Origin of the sequence: Phenylobacterium aquaticum (genome assembly GCF_022695515.1) — a bacterium.
Taxonomy (GTDB): Bacteria; Pseudomonadota; Alphaproteobacteria; order Caulobacterales; family Caulobacteraceae; genus Phenylobacterium; species Phenylobacterium aquaticum.
In genome coordinates this window covers 29103-46151 of the sequence record NZ_JALDPT010000039.1, presented here as the reverse complement: position 1 = coordinate 46151, position 17049 = coordinate 29103, and the positions used below count along the sequence as shown (strand labels likewise).

Sequence of the window (17049 nt, the reverse complement as noted above, 5' to 3'; positions counted from 1 at the left end):
GGCGCGGGGGCCGCGCCTGCGGCTGCACGGGCCGCGGCGCCTCGGGGGCGGGGCGGGGCCCGCGCCAGTCATGTCGCTCCTGGGGATTGTCCTGGGCCATGGCCGCGGGCGCCGCCTGGGCCATCAGGATCAGCGCCAGGGCGCCGCTCATCACCGTCTTCATGTCTTTTCTCGCTCATCCGGCGCCGGGGGGCGCGGCGGGCCTGTTCGTCCCTTGGCGTTAAGGATTGAGCCCGCCAAGCTGAACCGAGCTTGAACAGATCCCCTGACGCCGCGACATAGGGACCCTAACCCGAACGGAGCCCCCATGGTCGCCCAGCCCCAGGACGTGATCGGCTTCTGGCGTCACGCCGGCCCCAAGCAGTGGTTCGCCGGCAAGCGGTCCTTCGACGACGCCATCCTTTTGAAGTTCGAGGCCCTGCATCACAACGTCGCCCGCGGGAACTATGACGCCAAGTGGATGGCGACGGCCGAGGGCTGCCTGGCGATGCTGATCGTCCTCGACCAGTTCCCCCGCAATCTCTACCGCGGCAACGCCCACGCCTACGCCACCGACGGCAAGGCGCTTGCGATCGCCCGCCATGCGATCGCCGCCGGCTTCGACCAGGAGATCGACGAGGACCTGCGGGTCTTCTTCTACCTGCCCTTCGAGCACGCCGAGGACCTGGCCTGCCAGGAGGAGGCGGTGCGGCTGATGGAGATCCTGGGGGCCGAGGACTATCTGAAGTTCGCCCTCATCCACCTGGACGTCATCGCCCAGTTCGGCCGCTTCCCCCACCGCAACGCCGCCCTCGGCCGCGAGACGACGGCGGAAGAACAGGCCTTCCTCGACGAGGGCGGCTTCGCGGGCTGATCCGTCGCAGGCTTATCCCCCGCATTCCGTCCCGCCCTCGCGCCAAGCCGGCTGACGGCCGTCGCGAATCGGCGCCGAATCACCCGCGAACAGGCAGCCCCATGAACGCACCCTTCGCCCTCCTTTCGCGCGAGACCGAAGCCGCTCCGGCCGATCATCCCGAGCGTCAGTATCTCGACCTCCTGGCCGATATCCTGGAGAACGGGGTCCAGCGCGGCGACCGCACCGGCACCGGCACGCTGGGCGTCTTCGGCCGCCAGATGCGGTTCGACCTGGCCCAGGGCTTCCCGCTGCTCACCACCAAGAAGCTGCACCGGAAGTCGATCATCCTGGAGCTGCTCTGGTTCCTGCGCGGCGACACCAATGTCCGCTGGCTGCAGGAGCGCGGGGTCAGCATCTGGGACGAATGGGCGGACGCGGAAGGCGAACTGGGTCCCATCTATGGCAAGCAGTGGCGCTCCTGGACCGCGCCGGACGGCCGGGTCATCGACCAGATCGCCAATCTGGTGGCCGGCCTGAAGGCCAATCCGGAAAGCCGCCGCCATATCGTCTCGGCCTGGAACCCGGCCGAGGTCGAGGACATGGCCCTGCCCCCCTGCCACTGCCTGTTCCAGTTCTTCGTGGCGGACGGAAAGCTCTCCTGCCAGCTCTACCAGCGCTCGGCCGACGTGTTCCTGGGCGTGCCGTTCAACATCGCTTCCTATGCGCTGCTGACCATGATGGTGGCCAAGGTGGTCGGGCTGGAGCCCGGCGAGTTCGTCCATACGCTGGGCGACGCCCACCTCTATCTGAACCACCTCGACCAGGCCCGCGAGCAGCTGGCCCGCGAGCCCCTGCCCCTGCCGCTGATGGAGATCGCCGACAAGGACGACCTGTTCGCGTTCGAGTTCGAGGACTTCAAGCTGCGCGGCTACAAGGCCCACGACGCCATCAGGGCGCCGATCGCGGTTTGATCACTCAAGGCTGCTCCCCCTCTGGGGGAGCTGTCGGCGAAGCCGACTGAGGGGGCCGACCCGCAGGGTCGGATCCAGACGGTCCGCCGCGACCGCCCTCTCGCGAGGGCGGCCCCCTCCGGCCCTTCGGGCCACCTCCCCCAGCGGGGGAGGAGCTTGGGCTCCGAGTCGTGTATCCTCGCTCCCATGACACGCATCACCCTCACCGCTGGCCCCATTGCCCGGGCCCGCAACGGCGTCATCGGCAAGGATGGCGGCCTGCCCTGGAAGCTGAAGACCGACCTCGCCAACTTCCGGGCGGTGACCATGGGCAAGCCGGTGATCATGGGCCGCAAGACCTGGGACAGCCTGCCCCGCCGCCCGCTGGTCGGGCGCACCAATATCGTCATGTCCCGCGACGGCTCCTTCGCTCCGCCCGGCTGCGTGGTCTGCGAGGACTTCACCGAGGCTGTGGCCATCGCCCGCGAGCAAGCCGAGGATGACGGCCAGTCCGAGGTCTGCGTGATCGGCGGCGTCTCGCTGTTCAAGCTGGCCCTGCCCAAGGCCGGCCGCATCTATCTGACCGAGGTCCATGCCGACCTGGAGGGCGACGTGGCGCTCGAGGGCTTCGACGAGGGCCAGTGGAAGGAGGTCCGCTCCCAGGACTATCCCGCCGGCGAAGGCGACGACCACCCCTTCACCATCCGCGTCCTGGAACGCCGCTGATCCCCCAGAAACCGCTTGTCTCCCCAGGGGCAGGTTCGGCCATAGTGGCCGCCAACCAAGAACATGTCTGGGAGAGGTACGCGCCATGAATATCGAGCTGATCGCCGAGGGCTTCGAGTTCCCCGAGGGCCCCATCGCCATGAACGACGGCTCGGTGATCCTCACCGAGATCAAGGGCCAGCGCCTGACCCGCGTCACCCCGGACGGCAATAAGACCACCGTGGTCGACACCGGCGGCGGCCCCAATGGCGCGGCCATCGGCCCGGACGGCGCGATCTACATCACCAATAACGGCGGCTCGTTCGAGTGGCTGGACAATGGCGGCCTGACCATCCCCGGCCCCACCCCGCCCAGCCACACCGGCGGCATGATCCAGCGCTTCGACCTGGCGACCGGCGAGCTGAAGACGATCTACGATAGCTGCGACGGCAAGCGGCTGATCGGCCCCAACGACATCGTCTTCGACAAGTCCGGCGGCTTCTGGTTCACCGACCACGGCTGCTCGACCCCCGAGGGCAAGAAGTACGGCGCGCTCTATTACGCCAAGATCGACGGCTCCCACATCTCGCGCCAGCGCGACCACATCATCTCGCCCAACGGCGTCGGCCTCTCGCCGGACGAGAAGGTCGTCTATGTGGCCGACACCAATCTCGGCCGGCTCTGGGCCTTCGACGTCCAGTCGCCCGGCGTGCTGGCCCCGCCGGAGGGCTTCGCGCCCGGCCGGGTGATCGTCAACCTGCCGGGCTACCAGCTGTTCGACAGCCTGGCCGTGGAGGCCGACGGCCGGGTCTGCGTGGCCACCATCATCAATGGCGGGATCACCGCCATCCAGCCGGACGGCGCCTATGAGCACTTCGCCTTCCCGGACCTGATCGTCACAAACATCTGCTTCGGCGGGCCGGACATGACCACCGCCTGGGTGACCTGCTCGGCCACCGGCAAGCTGTTCAAGGCGACCTGGCCGCGCCCGGGCCTCAAGCTCAACTTCAACGCCTAGACTGAAGCGGGAAAGGCGTCGGCGATGTGCAACGAGTTCCAGAACCGCATCAAGCGGGGCGAGTACGCCGACGCCTTCTCCCAGATCAAGATCCCCATGCACTGGGCCGATCCAGAGCCCAACCGCGACCCGGACGATCCGGTCCGCCCGACCAACCGGGCGGCGATGATCCGGCCGGTCGATCCGGCTGATCCGCGCGCGGGTCTGGAGGGGGTCGAGCGGCGCTGGTGGATGATCCCCTATTTCCACAAGGCCCCGGTCTCGGCCTGGAAGTCGATGTGCACCAACGCCCGCATCGAGACCATCGACACCACCCCGGCCTTCCGAGAGGCCTATAAGCGCCGCCGCGCGCTCATCCCGGTCTCCAGCTTCATCGAATATGACGAGCCGCCGGGCTGGAAGAAGGGTCAGCCCAAGCGCCGCTGGGAGGTGAGCTGGACGCCCACGAGCGAGACCGACCGCGTGCGGTTCTTCGCCGGGATCTGGGACCGCGCCCATCCGTCCGATCTGGCCGAGCCGATCGAGAGCTTCGCCTTCGTCACCGGTCCGCCCGGCCCCGAGGTCGGCGCCGTCCACGACCGCCAGCCCGCGGTGCTGACCCTGGAGCAGGGGCTCGAATGGCTGGACCTCGCAGGTCCCGGCAAGGCCGCCCTGATCACCGAGACCCCGCCCGGAACCTATAGGGTCACCGAGGCGCCGCGCGCCCAGCTGATGACCGCGGAGATGCGCAAGGCCCTGCCCTAGAGAAGCCCGCGCTGGTAGAGCCGTCACAAAAACTACACTAGAGCTTGCACCCGAATCCGCGCGACCTATGGTGGATTCGGAGGCGCCATGGTCAGCCGGGAGCATTTGGGAGGCATCGAATCCCTGCGGGCCTACGCCGCCCTGCTGGTCATCGTCTTCCATGTCATCTGGCTGGCGGGGTTTGACCCACCCCACGCGCTCGAGGCCCTCAAATGGCATGCGGGTCGGGGCGTGCCGCTGTTCTTCGCCGTCAGCGGATTCAGCCTGGCCTATGGCTATGACGGCCGCCTGGCCGGCGGGGGCTTGCGCGACTTCTATCTGCGCCGGCTGTTCCGGATCGCGCCGCTCTACTATTTCGCCTGTGCGGTCGAGATCGTCCGGCACCTGTCCCTGGCCTGGGCGCTCACCCACCCTGGACAGATCCTCCTGGCGGGCGCCTTCCTCTTCAATCTCGCGCCGGCCCATGTGGAGGGCATCGCCCTGGCCTCCTGGTCGATCGGCGTCGAGATGCTGTTCTACCTGATCTTTCCCTTCGTCCTGGCGCTCGCCCGCAGCCTGACGTCCGCCGTGGTCCTGGTGATCGCGTCCGTGGCCGCAGCCCTGGCGATGGTCGCCCTGAACGGCGGGCTATCGAACTATGTGGCCCACAGCCTGGCCTTCAACCTGCCGTTCTTCGCCGCCGGCATTGTCGCCTATCGCCTCTATCAGGCCCGCCCGACCCTGGCGTTCCGCCCCCTGTTGCTCCTGACCGTGGTCAGCGTCGCCGGCCTCGTCTGGGCCGCGGGGCCGCTGGCCGGCCTGCTGAATTCTCCGGCGATCAACACCGTCTACCAAAGCCTCTGGTCGATCCCCATCGCCCTGGCCTGTCTGACCCTGGCCAGCCGCCCGGACGAGGCCCTGTCCAATCCCGCCACCCGGTGGCTAGGCAAGGTGAGCTTCAGCCTCTATCTGGCCCATCCCCACGTAATCGCCACCCTGAAGAGCGCCCATGTCTATGACGCGCTCAAGGCCGCCCGGGGCGGGGTGGGGATGCAGTTCCTGCTGGCCAGCGCCGTCACGGTGGCGGCGACCGCTCTGGTCGCCTGGCCCCTCCACGCCTGGATCGAGGTCCCCGGCCAGGCCCTGGGCCGCGGCCTTGTCCGGCGGCTGAACCGCGCCCCGGCCGCCAAGGCCGCGACCGCCGCGGCCTAGCCGCCATAGCGCCGGCGCCCGCCCATCCAGGTCTCGCCGACCTTGATCTGGCGGATCGTGGTCGGATCCACCCGCGTGAGATCGCCTTCCAGCAGCACCAGGTCGGCGTACTTGCCGACCTCCAGACTGCCGACCACATGGTCCGCCTGGCACTGCCAGGCCGCGTCCAGGGTCACGGCGCGCAGCGCCTGGTCCGGGGTGATCCGCTCGGCCGGGTTCAGCATCTCGCCCCCGTCCTTCATCACCCGGGTCACCGCGTTCTCCATGTAGCGCAGCGGCTCCATCGGCGTGACGCTGTAGTCGGAGTGCAGGGAAATCCTCAGCCCCGCCTTCAGGGCCGAGGCGCAGGGGTCGTAGAGGTTCGCCCGCTCCGGCCCCAGGATCTGGTCGCGGAAGGCGCGGCCCCAATAGTGCACATGGCCGATCAGGAACGAGGGCGAGACGCCCAGCCGCCGCATCTCGGCCATCTGCTCCGGGTGCAGGATGCTGCAATGCTCGATCCGGTGCCGGTGGTCGGCGCGCGGCGCCTTGGCCAGCACCGCGGCATAGGCCGCCAGCACGGTGTCGATGGCCGCATCGCCATTGGCGTGGACGGAGACCTGCCAGCCCAGGCCATGGGCCCGCGCCATCACCGCCTCGATCTCGGCGCCGCTGTAGTTCAGCGCCCCGCGCCGGTCCCCGCCGAGATAGGGCTCGCGCTGATAGCCCGAGCGCGCCTGGTTCGAGCCGTCGGAGAACAGCTTCATCGCCGTCACCCGGAACAGATCGTCGCCGGCCCCCGGCGTCAGACCCCGCTTGAGCCATTGGTCCATCTGGTTGGAGACCAGGGCCGCCGAATAGCGCACCGGCGGGTCGTCCTTCATGACCGCCGCCAGGGCGTCGAACTCCGCCCCCTGGTAGATCGAGCCCACCCCGCAGTCGTGCAGCGAGGTGCAGCCCACGGACGCGGCCTTGTCGAGCAGGCGGCGCAGGCGCCGGCGATATTCGGCCAGGCCCATCTGGGGCAGGATCTTCAGGAGCAGCCCCATGGCCGGGGGCTCCTCGAACCGGCCGGTCAGCCGCCCGCCCGCGTCGCGGATGATCCGGCCCTGGGGCGGGTCCGGCGTGGTCTCGTCGACCTTGGCCAGAGCGAGCGCCCGGCGGTTGGCGTAGGCGACATGGCCGTTGCCCTCGACGATGATCAGGGGATGGTCCGGCGCGGCGGCGTCCAGGCGATCCAGGGTGATCGGCCCGCCCGGCTGCAGGGCCGGATCGAAGCCCTGACCCCGGATCCAGGCCCCGTCCGGCGCCTTGGCCGCCTCGGCGCGGACCTTGTCCAGGGCCTCGCCCACCGTCGCGGTGGTGAAGGGGCTGAGGTCCAGCCAGTCGTCGAAGAACACCGAGGTCCCGTGCATGTGCGGCTCGACGAAGCCGGGGGCCAGGGTCCGGCCGGCCAGGTCGATGATCCGGGTCCTGGGACCGCGGTGCGCAGCCACGTGCGCAACTGAGCCCACCGCCAGGATGCGGTCGCCCCGCACCGCCAGCGCCGTAACCCGCGGCCAGCGGGCGTCCTGGGTCAGCACTGTCCCGCCCTGGAAGATTACGTCCGCCGGACCAGCCTCTGCGGCGGAGGCCTCGCCCGCCACCGCCAGGCCGACAAAGGCGGCGGCGCTGCGCGCCATGTCCCGGCGCGACAGGCCGGTGCGCATCAGCGCGCGAAACCCCGGCTCGCAGGCGCGGCACATGACGTCTCCCCCCATAGCTTTTATAATCGTACTGACGATTTCACGGGGACGACCGCCTGACCAGCGCCGTTCACCCCAAGCTGGGCCTCAGCCGTCGCCCAGGATCGCGCGGCGTCGCGCCAGGCTTTCGGCCGGCCACAGGGTCGGCATGTCGTAATAGACCTCGAACTGCGGCGCCCCCGTCACCTCGACCCAGGGCAGGCGCGTGCGGGTGAAGATGTGGACGTCGGGCCTGAGCGCGGTCGGGTCGTCCAGGGTGGCGACACGGACGAAGCGCAGGGCGGCCGGCCCCCATAATCGGACCACAGCCCGGTCCCGCAAGCGGGGCAGCGATAGACGTCATGGACCCGGCCGCTGTCGGTGGGCATGCGGCTGGGCGCGATCTCGCCCGAAGCGATCGCGATCCGGTCGGTCTCGATTAGGGCGTTGATCGCGAAGGCGCCGCCCGTCTGCCTCTGGCAGTCGCGGCAATGGCAGCAGTGGACGAACATTGGCGGGCTGGTCAGCCGATAGCGCACAGCCCCGCAGGCGCACCCGCCTTCGAACATCGTCTCCTCCCGGTTCAGGAGGACGACGATAGCTCGGCCTAGCTCAAGGTCGCCAGCGCCTTGGCGTCATAGTTCATCAGTTCGGCCTCGCGGCCCTCCTTGACCTTCACGACCCAGTTGGGGTCCTGCAGGACGGCGCGGCCGACGGCCACCAGGTCGAAGTCGCCGCGGTCGAGGCGGCGGACCAGTTCATCCAGCGAGGCGGGCTTGGACTGCTCCCCGCCCCAGGCGGCGATGAACTCGCCAGTCAGGCCCACCGAGCCCACGGTGATGGTCGGCACGCCCGTCAGCTTCTTGGCCCAGCCGGCGAAGTTCAGGTCAGAACCTTCGAACTCCGGCTCCCAGAAGCGGCGCTGCGAGCAGTGCAGCATGTCGGCGCCGGCGTCGGTCAGGGCCGTCAGCCAGGCTTCCATCTCCTTGGGCGTGGTCGCCAGCTTCACGTCATAGTCCTGCTGCTTCCACTGGCTGATCCGGATGATCACCGGATAGTCGGGGCCGACCGCCTTGCGCACGGCCTTCAGGATGTCGGCGGCGAAGCGGGCGCGGCCCGGCAGGTCCTTGGAGCCATAGGCGTCCTCGCGGACATTGGTGCCGTCCCAGAAGAACTGGTCGATCAGATAGCCGTGGGCGCCGTGCAGCTCGACGGCCTCGAAGCCGAGCGCCTTGGCGTGGGCGGCGGCGTCGGCGAAGGCCTGGATGGCGTCGGCGACTTCCTCATCGGTCATCGGCTGGCCGAATTCCTTGCCCGGACGCGACAGGCCGGACGGGCTGTCATAGGGGCCGGGCGGGGCCCATTCCGGATCACGGGTGCGCACGGCGCCCACGTGCCACAGCTGGGGCGCCATGACGCCGCCGGCCGCGTGGACCTCGTCGATCACCCGCTTCCAGCCGGCCAGCTCGCTCTCGCCGTAGAAGCGCGGGACGTTCTTGTCGTTCACCGAGGCCGGGCGGTTCACGCCGGTGCCCTCGGAGATGATCAGGCCCACCTGGCCCTCGGCGCGGCGGCGATAATAGGCGGCCACCTCCTCGTTCACGACGCCGCCGGGCGAGAAGGAGCGCGTCATCGGCGCCATCACGATCCGGTTCTTGAGGTTGAGGCCCTTGAAGGCGAAGGGTTGGAAGAGGGCGTCGGCGGCCATGGGCGCTCCGTAAAGTTCAAACGGTTGTTCGAACGCCGATAGAGCACGGCCCTGCCCCTGCGTCAGTCCAGAAATTCTCGGAAGCGCCCAAGATGAGCGGAAAACGACATATCCGCGCAAAAATGACGCCGATGTCACCTTGGCGCATCTTGCCAGATGACCCTGCGTCCGGCACTCTTCTGAACAGCGATTAGATAGCCTGGCGCGGCGTGAAACGCCGCCCAATGGAGGATGACGATGAGCGACGGCGCGATTGACCTGAAAGCCGAGGCCCGGGCCAAGGCCTACGCCATCCCCCTTGAGGAGATCAACGTCACCGACATCGAGCTGTGGCGCACCGAATCCTACTGGCCCTATTTCGAGCGCCTGCGGAAGGAAGACCCGGTCCACTATCACCCGGAAGGCCAGCACGAGGACGGGCCCTTCTGGTCGGTGACCAAGTTCAACGACATCATGGCCGTCGACACCAACCACGAGGTGTTCTCGTCGGAGCCGTCGATCACGATCTTCGACCCCAAGGACGACTTCACGCTGCCGATGTTCATCGCGATGGACCCGCCGAAGCACGACGTCCAGCGCAAGACCGTCAGTCCGATCGTCTCGCCCCATAACCTGCAGGAGCTGGAGCCCCTGATCCGCAGCCGCATCCAGCACACCCTGGACAACCTGCCGATCAACGAGCCCTTCGACTGGGTCGATCGCGTCTCGATTGAACTGACCACCCAGATGCTGGCCACCCTGTTCGACTTCCCGTTCGAAGAGCGCCGCAAGCTGACCCGCTGGTCCGACATCGCCACGGCCGGTCCGGAGTCGGGCCTGTTCAAGTCCACCGATCCCGAGGAAGTCGAAGCCGAACGCCGCATGGAGCTGTTCGAGTGCGTCGACTATTTCTCGCGTCTCTGGGAAGAGCGGGTCAACGCCCCGCCCAAGGGCGACCTGATCTCGATGCTCGCCCACGGCGAAGCCACCAAGAACATGGATCGGATGGAGTATCTGGGCAACCTGATCCTGCTGATCGTCGGCGGCAACGACACCACCCGCAACTCCATGACCGGCTCGGTCCTGGCCCTGAACCGCAACCCGGGCGAATACGCCAAACTGCGCGCCAATCCCGAGCTGGTCCCGTCGATGGTCTCCGAGACCATCCGCTGGCAGACGCCGCTGGCCCACATGCGCCGCACCGCCACCCAGGACACGGAACTGGGCGGCAAGACCATCAAGAAGGGTGACAAGGTCATCATGTGGTACGTCTCGGGCAACCGCGACGAAGAGGTGATCGAAAACCCGAACGCCTACATCATCGACCGCGAGCGTCCCCGCCAGCACATGTCCTTCGGCTTCGGCATCCACCGCTGCGTGGGCAATCGCCTGGCCGAGCTGCAGCTGCGCATTCTCTGGGAAGAGATCCTGAAGCGCTTCCCCGAGATCAAGGTCGTCGAAGAGCCCGAGCTCGTGCCCTCGGCCTTCGTGAAGGGCTATCTGAAGATGATGGTCACCATCCCCTCGAAGTACTGAGCCCGCGCCGCCCCTGGGCGGCCGCTCATCGCGTTTCAGCAAGGCCCGTCGCGAAAGCGGCGGGCCTTCTTGCTGCAGGTCGCTAGCCGAACCGCGCCGGCGACAGCAGGGCCGGGTCCAGGTCCTCCAGCCCCGCGGGCGGCGCCGCCCCCAGCACCAGGGCCGCGCCCAGGCCGCCCATGGCCGGGGCGGTCTGGATGCCGTAGCCGCCCTGGCCCACGCACCAGAAGAACCCCGCCGCCGCCGCGTCGAAGCCCAGCACCGGCGTCCGGTCGGGCGCGAAGGTCCGCAGGCCCGCCCAGCTGGACAGCACGCGGGTGACCGGCAGGTCGGCGGCGGCCTGGGCCCGGTCGATGGCGATGGCCACGTCCAGCTCGTCCGGCGCGGCGTCGCAAGGGTCGCTGGGGGTCTCGTCGGCGGGCGAGATCATGATCCGCCCGGCCTCGGCCTTGAAATAGAACTGCTCATCGACATCGACCACGAAGGGGCTGTCGTCACAGCGGCCGTCCTTCGGCGCGGGCACGATGGCGATGGTCCGGCGCTTGGGCGCCAGGCCCAGGGGCGCGACCCCGGCGAGGGCCGCGACCACGTCGCCCCAGGCGCCCGCAGCGTTGACCAGGATCGGCGCGCGATAGGCCGCCCCGCCGGCCGTCACGGTCCAGACCCCGTCCGTCCGCTCGGCCCGCTCCAGGCGCGCATCGCAGATCACCGCCCCGCCGAGGCTGCGGATCTGGCGCAGATAGGCCTGATGCAGGGCGTCGACGTCGATGTCATAGGCGTTCAGCTCGGCGAGCGCCCCGGCCACATAGTCGGGCCGCAGGATGGGACAGAGCGCGATCGCCTCGGCCGCCGACACCCGCCGCGACGCGCCCGCCACGTCCGGCAGGGCGGCGTAGGCCTCCAGCCGTTCCAGCTGCTCGGCGCTGGCGATGTGCAGGCAGTCGCGCGGGGTCATGAACCCCTCGGCCAGCCGCGGCCGGCTCGCCCGCGTCAGGGCGCGGATCACCGCATTGCCATAGATCTCCGAGAACAGGGCCGCCGACCGCCCGGTCGTGTGCCGGCCCGGCGCGTCCTCCATCTCCAGCACGATCACCCGCGCCTGGCGGGCCGCCAGCTCGGTGGCGATGGAGGCGCCGGCCATGCCCGCGCCGATCACGATGACATCGCAGTCCTGCATGGAATCCTCTCCTGGCCTCGGCCGCCTTGCCGTGCGCCGGGCCGTCGGATCAAGCGGCCGGGATCGGCGAGCCGTCCTTTCGCACGAATCTGCCGTCGGCGTTGGCGCTCATCATGTCGATGTCCGAACAGGTGGTCAGGTCCTCCGGGTCGCGGGAGCCGACCTCCAGATAGACCGCCGTGGTCGCCCCGCGATTGACCAGGTGATGGCCGTCGCCCGAGCCCTTGGGAAAGGCGGCGCAGTCGCCCGCCTTCAGCGGCGTCTCGCCCCCGTCCTCGACCAGCACCAGTTCGCCCTCCAGCAGATAGACGAACTCGTCCTCGTGGGAATGCCAGTGCCTCTGGCTCGACCAGCCGCCGGGCGGCAGGCGCATGAGATTGACCCCGAAATCCTTCAGCCCGCCCGCCTCGCCCAGTCTCTGGCGGACACGCGCCGCGCAAGGGGCGTCATAGGGCGGCGGATAGCCCGAGCCCCTGCGCTCGGGAACGGCGGACAGGTCGATCTTGGGCATGGCAGGTCCAGGCGCGGCCTCGGAAAACGCCATCCTGTGCGCAACCCGGTGCGGCGGCAACCGGCGGGACTGGGCAAGCGCGCCGGGCTCGACGACTATGCGGGCGGAGCAGGGAACCGGCACATGGCGTACGACTGGATCATCCGCAACGCGGTCATCTATGACGGGACGGGCGCGGGGGGCGTCGCGGGGGATCTGGCCATCGAGGGCGAGCGGATCGCCGCGGTCGGCGCCGTCTCCGGGACCGCCCGCCAGGAACTCGACGCCCGCGGGCAGGCCCTGTCGCCCGGCTTCATCGACGTCCACACCCACGACGATTTCGCCGCCGTCCTGCATCCCGACATGGCGTTCAAGACCGCCGGCGGCGTCACCACCTCGGTGGTCGGCAATTGCGGCATGGGCGCCGCCCCCTTCCCCTCCGCCGCGATCCTGGCCCGCTCCCTCCACCCCGGCGCGACCCTGCCCGGCTGGGACGGCTATGGCGGCTATCTGGACCTGATCGACCAGGCGCCCCCGGCCCTCAACATCGCCGCCCTGATCGGCCATGGGACGGTGCGCATGTCGGTCATGGGCCGCAAGACCGAGGCGCCCGACGCCGCCGAGATGGACCAGATGAAGGCCCTGATCCGCGAGGGCCTGGACGCCGGCGCCTTCGGCCTGTCCACCGGCCTGATCTATGAGCCGGGCCGCCACGCCCGCACCGAGGAGCTGATCGAGCTGACCGAGGTCCTGCGCGGCTCGGGCGGCCTCTACACCACTCACATGCGCGATGAGGGCACAGGCCTGCTGGACTCCATCGACGAGGCCATCCGCATCGGCGAGGCGGCCGGGGTGGGGGTGCAGATCTCCCACCACAAGGCCTCCGGCCGCGCCGCCTGGGGCCTGGTCCGCCAGTCGCTGGCCCGCATCGACGCCGCCCAGCGCCAGGGCCTGAACGTCCATGCCGACCAGTATCCCTACACCGCCGGCAGCACGGTGCTGTCGGCCGTGGCCGGGGACGGCCGCCTGGGCGGCGGGGTCGGGTCCCTGATGCCAGAGGACGTGGTGATCGCCTCGGCGGCCAATCACCCCGAATGGGAGGGCCAGTCGATCGCCGCCCTGATGGTCGCCTTCGGCCAGGACCTGGCGACCACCCTCAACCGCGTCCTCGACGAGACGCCCGGCGCCACGGTCGTGCTGCACAGCATGAGCGAGGCCGACGTCCAGACGGTGATGCGCCACCCCTCGACCATGGTCGGCTCCGACGGCCTGCCCACCCTGGCCGGCAAGCCGCACCCCCGGCTCTACGGCACCTTCGCCCGGGTCTTGGGCCACTACGCCCGCGACCTGTCGGTGCTGAGCCTGCCCGACGGCATCTACCGGATGACCGGCTTCTCGGCGGCCAAGTTCGGGCTGAAGGATCGCGGGGTGCTGAAGGCAGGCGCCTTCGCCGACCTGGTGCTGTTCGACCCCGCCACCATCATCGACCGGGGCACCTTCGAGGACCCGAAGCAGTCGCCGGCCGGGATCGCTTGCGTGTTCGTCAACGGCCAGCCGGTGGTCCGGGACGGCCGCGTCACCGAGGCGCGGCCCGGCAAGGCTCTGCGGCGCGCGGCCTGAGCCCCACACACCGCTCATCCCGGCGACCCCGAAGGGGCGGCGCGAAGCAGTCAATGCCGGGACCCAGATCCAAAGGCCTGGAGGCCGCTTGGATCAGCGCAGCGCGCGTGGAACCCATATCTGAGCTATTCCATCTGGGTCCCGGCATTCGCCGGGATGAGCGGAATGGGGAACGTTTCAGGCTGTCCCGTACGCCCCGCGTTCCAGCTCGCCCAGCAGGCTCAGCACCGTCGGATCGGCGAAGGGGAGGACCTGGGTCATCAGCACCCCGCCCACCCCGCTGGCCGGATCGGCCCAGTAATAGGTGTTGGCGAGGCCCGCCCAGGCGAGCGTGCCGCCGGCCCGTCCGCGGCCCGTGGGCGCCGGGGCCACGAAGGTCGCCAGGCCATGGCCAGACCCCATGTGCGGATGGGGATCGAAGTCGTTGGACATGTTGGGCAGGGCCGATTTGAAGCCGCCCACCGGGTCCGGCCCGGTCTGGATCTCGGCCAGACCGCGCACGGTCTCAGGCGCCAGCACCTGGACACCGTCCAGCCGTCCCTCGTTCATCAGCATCCGCAGGAATCGGGCGTAGTCCGGCACGGTGCTGTAGAGGCCGCCGCCGCCCGACAGCACCTCGGCATTGGCCGGCAGGGCGAAGGGGATGGGGATCAGGGCGCCGTCGGGGCCCCGGACATGCACCCCGGCCTGCCGTGCGACCTGGTCCGCGGACAGCGCGAAGCCGGTGTCGGTCATGCCCAGCGGGCCGGTGATGTGCTCGGCCACATAGGCGTCCAGCTTCTGGCCGCTGGCCGCCTCCACGGCGAGACCCGCCCAGTCGATTCCGATGCCATAGATGAACCCTGTCCCCGGTTCGAAGACCAGGGGCTGGCGCAGGGCCGCCCGCGAGCCGGAGGCGGAGTCCGGCGCGCCGGTCGCGGCCAGATAGGCCAGGATCTCGGGGCTGGTGAAGCCATAGGCGAAGCCGGAGGTGTGGGTCAGGAGCTGGCGCAGGGTGACGGCCGTGCGGGCCGGCCGCAGCCTGGGCTTTCCGTCGGCGTCGACGCCCTCCATGACCTCCAGCCCGGCCAGATCCGGCAGCAGGCCCGAAAGGTCCGCGTCGAGCGACAGCTTGCCCTGCTCGACCAGTTGCAGGGCGGCGATCGAGACCACCGCCTTGGTCATGGAGGCGATCCAGAACACCGTGTCGGCGTCCATCGCCGCCGCCGATCCCGCCGCCCGCACCCCGTGGGCGTGCTGATAGACCGGGCCGGTCCGGTCGGTGACCAGGGCGACGGCGCCGGCGATCTTGCCCTGGGCCACGGCCTGGGCGAGCGCCTGTTCGAACGCGGAATAGGACATCAGGCCACCTTGGCGGGGGCGGTGGTCTCCGCCTGGTCGGGATGGGTCACATAGAAGTCGAGCTCGGTCAGGGTCTTATCCCAGGCGGCGTCCATCTCGGCGCTCCAGTCGGCGGCGAGAAGCTCGCGCAGGGTGTCGCGCACCGTGCCGAAGAACAGGCCGAACACCTTGGGCGGCACGTCATAGCCCTCGTGGGTGATGACCTCGCACTGGATCAGGGTGGCCGCATAGAGCCGCTCGCCCACGAAATCGAGGATGGCGCGCACCACCCGCGACAGCATCTCGCCCTTCACCTGATTGTTGGAGTCCCGCCAGAACAGCGCCTCCATCTCGGGGTTCTCGCGAAACAGCCGCGCATAGACCAGCGGGGTGAGATCCTCACACCGCTCGGCCGCGAGTTCGAAACTCAGCTCGACGAGCTCAGCCTGCATGGCGTCCTCCCCAGGTGTGGTCCCGGGGCTAGAGCCCCAGGACCATCTTGGCCATGATGTTGTGCTGGATCTCGTTGGACCCGGCATAGATCGAGGTCTTGCGGTAGTTGAAGTACATGGGCGCCACGGTCGCGGCGTAATCGGCCCCGGCGCGCGGCGTGTTGGTCCCGCCGCGGATCTCCGCCCAGGTGTCCTGGACGAAGGGCTGGGCGTAGACGCCCGCCGCCTCCAGGGCCAGTTCGGTGATCAGCTGCTGGGCCTGACTGCCCTCCAGCTTCAGCATGGACGAGGCCGCGCCCATGGCCTGCCCGGCCGTGCGGGCGGCGAACATCCGCAGCTCGGTGGCGTTGAGCGTCTCGACCTTGATCTCGGTCTCGGCCAGCTTCTTGCGGAAGTCGGGATCGTCCAGCATCCGGCGGCCGCCGTCCGACGGCTCCAAGCCGGCGATCTTCTTGACCTTGCCCAGCATGTTGGTCAGGCCCGGCGCATAGGCGTTGCCGCGCTCGAACTGCAGCAGGTACTTGGCGTAGGTCCAGCCCTCGTCCTGCTGGCCGATGCGGTTGGAGACCGGCACCCGGACATTGTCGAAGAACACCTGGTTGATTTCCTGGTCGCCCTCGGGCGGCCCGTCCAGGGTCGGCAGGGGCACGATCGATATCCCCGGCGTCTTCATGTCGAGCAGCAGGAAGCTGATGCCCTTCTGCTTGATCGGGTCGTTGCCGGTCCGCACCAGGCAGAACATCCAGTCGGCCCACTGGGCGTAGGTTGTCCAGATTTTTGAACCGTTTAAGACGTAATGATCCCCGTCCAGATCAGCTTTCAAAGCCAGGGAGGCGAGGTCCGATCCCGAGCCCGGCTCGGAATAGCCCTGGCACCACCACACGTCCGTCGACAGGATCTTGGGCAGGTGCTGGGCCTTCTGCTCCGGCGTGCCGAAGGCCATGACCACGGGGGCGCACATGCGCAGGCCCATGTTCGAGGTCTCCGGCGCCCCGGCCAGGGCCATCTCCATGTCGAAGATGTACTTCTTGGTGTGGCTCCAGCCGGTGCCGCCGTATTCGACCGGCCAGTCCGGCGCGATCCAGCCCTTGGCGTTGAGCTTCTTCAGCCACCGGACCTGGGCGTCCTTGGTCAGGTGGTGGTTCTTCGACTGAGCAGACAGGGCCCGCATCTCGTCGTCGAACGCGTCGGCGATAAACGCCCGGACCTCGTCACCGAAGGCGAGGTCCTCGGCCGTGAATTCGAGGTCCATGGCGATATGCTCCTCAGACGCCGTCGAGCAGTTCGATTTCCGGACGGCCGGCCATGCACGGACCCATCTTCGGACCGGCGGCCTTGAAGTACTCGGTCTGGCCATGGGCGGTCAGGGCGTCCTGGTCCTTGTAGAGCTCCAGCACCTTGTAGACCTGGCCGTCCGTGCGGCTCTTGGTCAGCTGGTAGGCCAGGCAGCCCGGCTCATTGGCGCGCACCTGAGCGCCCAATGCCGTGAAGATCGCTTCGAATTCCGCGTTCTTGCCTTCAGCGACCTTCAAGGTCGCGATCACGCCGATCATGCCGTCCTCCCAACGTTTGTTTGAAGTCTGACGGTAGAGGGGCGGATGGCGGCGGGCAAGCCCGACTT

Annotated in this window: 17 protein-coding genes and 1 pseudogene; 8 read left to right on the top strand and 10 right to left on the bottom strand. The window is 69.0% G+C overall.

The features are described from left to right. Positions 1–307: 307 nt before the first annotated feature. From MQH10_RS22165 to MQH10_RS22140, 6 genes are all read left to right on the top strand, one after another. Positions 308–853 carry a DUF924 family protein gene (locus tag MQH10_RS22165; RefSeq protein ID WP_242566158.1) on the top strand — a complete coding sequence of 182 codons (546 nt, stop codon included), beginning with the start codon at positions 308–310 and terminating at the stop codon, positions 851–853. A 101-nt stretch (positions 854–954) separates the two neighbouring features. Beyond that, entirely contained in the window at positions 955–1806 is an 852-nt protein-coding gene (locus MQH10_RS22160; protein WP_242566157.1) for a thymidylate synthase, read from the top strand. A gap of 186 nt (positions 1807–1992) precedes the next feature. Continuing rightward, the gene (locus MQH10_RS22155) at positions 1993–2511 is read left to right on the top strand and encodes a dihydrofolate reductase (protein ID WP_242566156.1); all 519 of its coding nucleotides are present in this window, start codon (positions 1993–1995) and stop codon (positions 2509–2511) included. A gap of 85 nt (positions 2512–2596) precedes the next feature. Beyond that, on the top strand, positions 2597–3508 hold the full coding sequence (locus MQH10_RS22150; protein WP_242566155.1) for an SMP-30/gluconolactonase/LRE family protein: 912 nt from the start codon (positions 2597–2599) through the stop codon (positions 3506–3508). Between the two features lie 24 nt (positions 3509–3532). Further along, positions 3533–4252, top strand: a complete 720-nt coding sequence (locus MQH10_RS22145) for an SOS response-associated peptidase (RefSeq protein WP_242566154.1) — start codon at positions 3533–3535, stop codon at positions 4250–4252. Between the two features lie 87 nt (positions 4253–4339). After that, positions 4340–5443 (top strand): acyltransferase family protein, encoded by a 1104-nt coding sequence (locus MQH10_RS22140; RefSeq protein WP_242566153.1) that lies wholly within the window; start codon positions 4340–4342, stop codon positions 5441–5443. Here MQH10_RS22140 and MQH10_RS22135 read toward each other — a convergent pair. The 4 genes and pseudogenes from MQH10_RS22135 to MQH10_RS22125 all read right to left on the bottom strand — a co-directional run bounded on the left by MQH10_RS22135 (position 5440) and on the right by MQH10_RS22125 (position 8854). Next, positions 5440–7167, bottom strand: a complete 1728-nt coding sequence (locus tag MQH10_RS22135) for an amidohydrolase (RefSeq protein ID WP_242566152.1) — start codon at positions 7165–7167, stop codon at positions 5440–5442. The genes MQH10_RS22140 and MQH10_RS22135 overlap by 4 nt on opposite strands. Positions 7168–7254: 87 nt before the next feature. Then, the gene (locus MQH10_RS22130; protein ID WP_242566151.1) at positions 7255–7473 is read right to left on the bottom strand and encodes a GFA family protein; all 219 of its coding nucleotides are present in this window, start codon (positions 7471–7473) and stop codon (positions 7255–7257) included. A gap of 47 nt (positions 7474–7520) precedes the next feature. Beyond that, a pseudogene (locus tag MQH10_RS27165) lies at positions 7521–7658 on the bottom strand (GFA family protein); the annotation flags it as partial. Positions 7659–7753: 95 nt separating this feature from the next. Further along, entirely contained in the window at positions 7754–8854 is a 1101-nt protein-coding gene (locus MQH10_RS22125; protein ID WP_242566150.1) for an NADH:flavin oxidoreductase, read from the bottom strand. Between the two features lie 237 nt (positions 8855–9091). On the opposite strand from MQH10_RS22125, the gene MQH10_RS22120 reads away from it, so the two are divergent. Then, positions 9092–10369, top strand: a complete 1278-nt coding sequence (locus MQH10_RS22120; protein WP_242566149.1) for a cytochrome P450 — start codon at positions 9092–9094, stop codon at positions 10367–10369. 82 nt (positions 10370–10451) lie between these two features. Here the strand turns inward: MQH10_RS22120 and MQH10_RS22115 are convergent, their stop codons facing one another. Together MQH10_RS22115 and MQH10_RS22110 are read right to left on the bottom strand one after the other, a co-directional pair. After that, positions 10452–11546 carry an NAD(P)/FAD-dependent oxidoreductase gene (locus MQH10_RS22115; RefSeq protein ID WP_242566148.1) on the bottom strand — a complete coding sequence of 365 codons (1095 nt, stop codon included), beginning with the start codon at positions 11544–11546 and terminating at the stop codon, positions 10452–10454. Positions 11547–11595: 49 nt separating this feature from the next. Then, positions 11596–12057 (bottom strand): cupin domain-containing protein, encoded by a 462-nt coding sequence (locus tag MQH10_RS22110; protein ID WP_242566147.1) that lies wholly within the window; start codon positions 12055–12057, stop codon positions 11596–11598. A 123-nt stretch (positions 12058–12180) separates the two neighbouring features. On the opposite strand from MQH10_RS22110, the gene MQH10_RS22105 reads away from it, so the two are divergent. Beyond that, positions 12181–13656 carry an N-acyl-D-amino-acid deacylase family protein gene (locus tag MQH10_RS22105; protein WP_242566146.1) on the top strand — a complete coding sequence of 492 codons (1476 nt, stop codon included), beginning with the start codon at positions 12181–12183 and terminating at the stop codon, positions 13654–13656. Between the two features lie 177 nt (positions 13657–13833). Here MQH10_RS22105 and MQH10_RS22100 read toward each other — a convergent pair whose 3' ends face one another. Genes MQH10_RS22100 through MQH10_RS22085 form a run of 4 tightly spaced genes read right to left on the bottom strand, consistent with a single transcriptional unit; the run spans position 13834 to position 16981 of the window. Next, on the bottom strand, positions 13834–14997 hold the full coding sequence (locus MQH10_RS22100) for a serine hydrolase domain-containing protein (protein WP_242566145.1): 1164 nt from the start codon (positions 14995–14997) through the stop codon (positions 13834–13836). Further along, a complete protein-coding gene (locus MQH10_RS22095; RefSeq protein ID WP_242566144.1) occupies positions 14997–15428 on the bottom strand; it encodes a globin in 432 nt (143 codons plus the stop codon). Before MQH10_RS22095 ends, MQH10_RS22100 begins: the two co-directional genes overlap by 1 nt. Before the next feature lie 28 nt (positions 15429–15456). Then, positions 15457–16680 carry an acyl-CoA dehydrogenase family protein gene (locus MQH10_RS22090; protein ID WP_242566143.1) on the bottom strand — a complete coding sequence of 408 codons (1224 nt, stop codon included), beginning with the start codon at positions 16678–16680 and terminating at the stop codon, positions 15457–15459. 13 nt (positions 16681–16693) lie between these two features. After that, complete coding sequence (locus MQH10_RS22085; RefSeq protein WP_242566142.1) at positions 16694–16981, bottom strand: putative quinol monooxygenase; 288 nt, start codon at positions 16979–16981, stop codon at positions 16694–16696. Between the last annotated feature and the right edge of the window lie 68 nt (positions 16982–17049).

Bases quoted from the DNA above. Each gene is read 5' to 3' on its own strand.
- MQH10_RS22145 (WP_242566154.1), top strand. From the start codon at position 3,533: ATGTGCAACGAGTTCCAGAACCGCATCAAGCGGGGCGAGTACGCCGAC.
- MQH10_RS22110 (WP_242566147.1), bottom strand. From the start codon at position 12,057: ATGCCCAAGATCGACCTGTCCGCCGTTCCCGAGCGCAGGGGCTCGGGC.
- MQH10_RS22160 (WP_242566157.1), top strand. From the start codon at position 955: ATGAACGCACCCTTCGCCCTCCTTTCGCGCGAGACCGAAGCCGCTCCG.
- MQH10_RS22165 (WP_242566158.1), top strand. From the start codon at position 308: ATGGTCGCCCAGCCCCAGGACGTGATCGGCTTCTGGCGTCACGCCGGC.
- MQH10_RS22140 (WP_242566153.1), top strand. From the start codon at position 4,340: ATGGTCAGCCGGGAGCATTTGGGAGGCATCGAATCCCTGCGGGCCTAC.
- MQH10_RS22105 (WP_242566146.1), top strand. From the start codon at position 12,181: ATGGCGTACGACTGGATCATCCGCAACGCGGTCATCTATGACGGGACG.
- MQH10_RS22150 (WP_242566155.1), top strand. From the start codon at position 2,597: ATGAATATCGAGCTGATCGCCGAGGGCTTCGAGTTCCCCGAGGGCCCC.
- MQH10_RS22085 (WP_242566142.1), bottom strand. From the start codon at position 16,981: ATGATCGGCGTGATCGCGACCTTGAAGGTCGCTGAAGGCAAGAACGCG.
- MQH10_RS22155 (WP_242566156.1), top strand. From the start codon at position 1,993: ATGACACGCATCACCCTCACCGCTGGCCCCATTGCCCGGGCCCGCAAC.
- MQH10_RS22115 (WP_242566148.1), bottom strand. From the start codon at position 11,546: ATGCAGGACTGCGATGTCATCGTGATCGGCGCGGGCATGGCCGGCGCC.
- MQH10_RS22120 (WP_242566149.1), top strand. From the start codon at position 9,092: ATGAGCGACGGCGCGATTGACCTGAAAGCCGAGGCCCGGGCCAAGGCC.
- MQH10_RS22090 (WP_242566143.1), bottom strand. From the start codon at position 16,680: ATGGACCTCGAATTCACGGCCGAGGACCTCGCCTTCGGTGACGAGGTC.
- MQH10_RS22095 (WP_242566144.1), bottom strand. From the start codon at position 15,428: ATGCAGGCTGAGCTCGTCGAGCTGAGTTTCGAACTCGCGGCCGAGCGG.
- MQH10_RS22135 (WP_242566152.1), bottom strand. From the start codon at position 7,167: ATGTGCCGCGCCTGCGAGCCGGGGTTTCGCGCGCTGATGCGCACCGGC.
- MQH10_RS22100 (WP_242566145.1), bottom strand. From the start codon at position 14,997: ATGTCCTATTCCGCGTTCGAACAGGCGCTCGCCCAGGCCGTGGCCCAG.
- MQH10_RS22125 (WP_242566150.1), bottom strand. From the start codon at position 8,854: ATGGCCGCCGACGCCCTCTTCCAACCCTTCGCCTTCAAGGGCCTCAAC.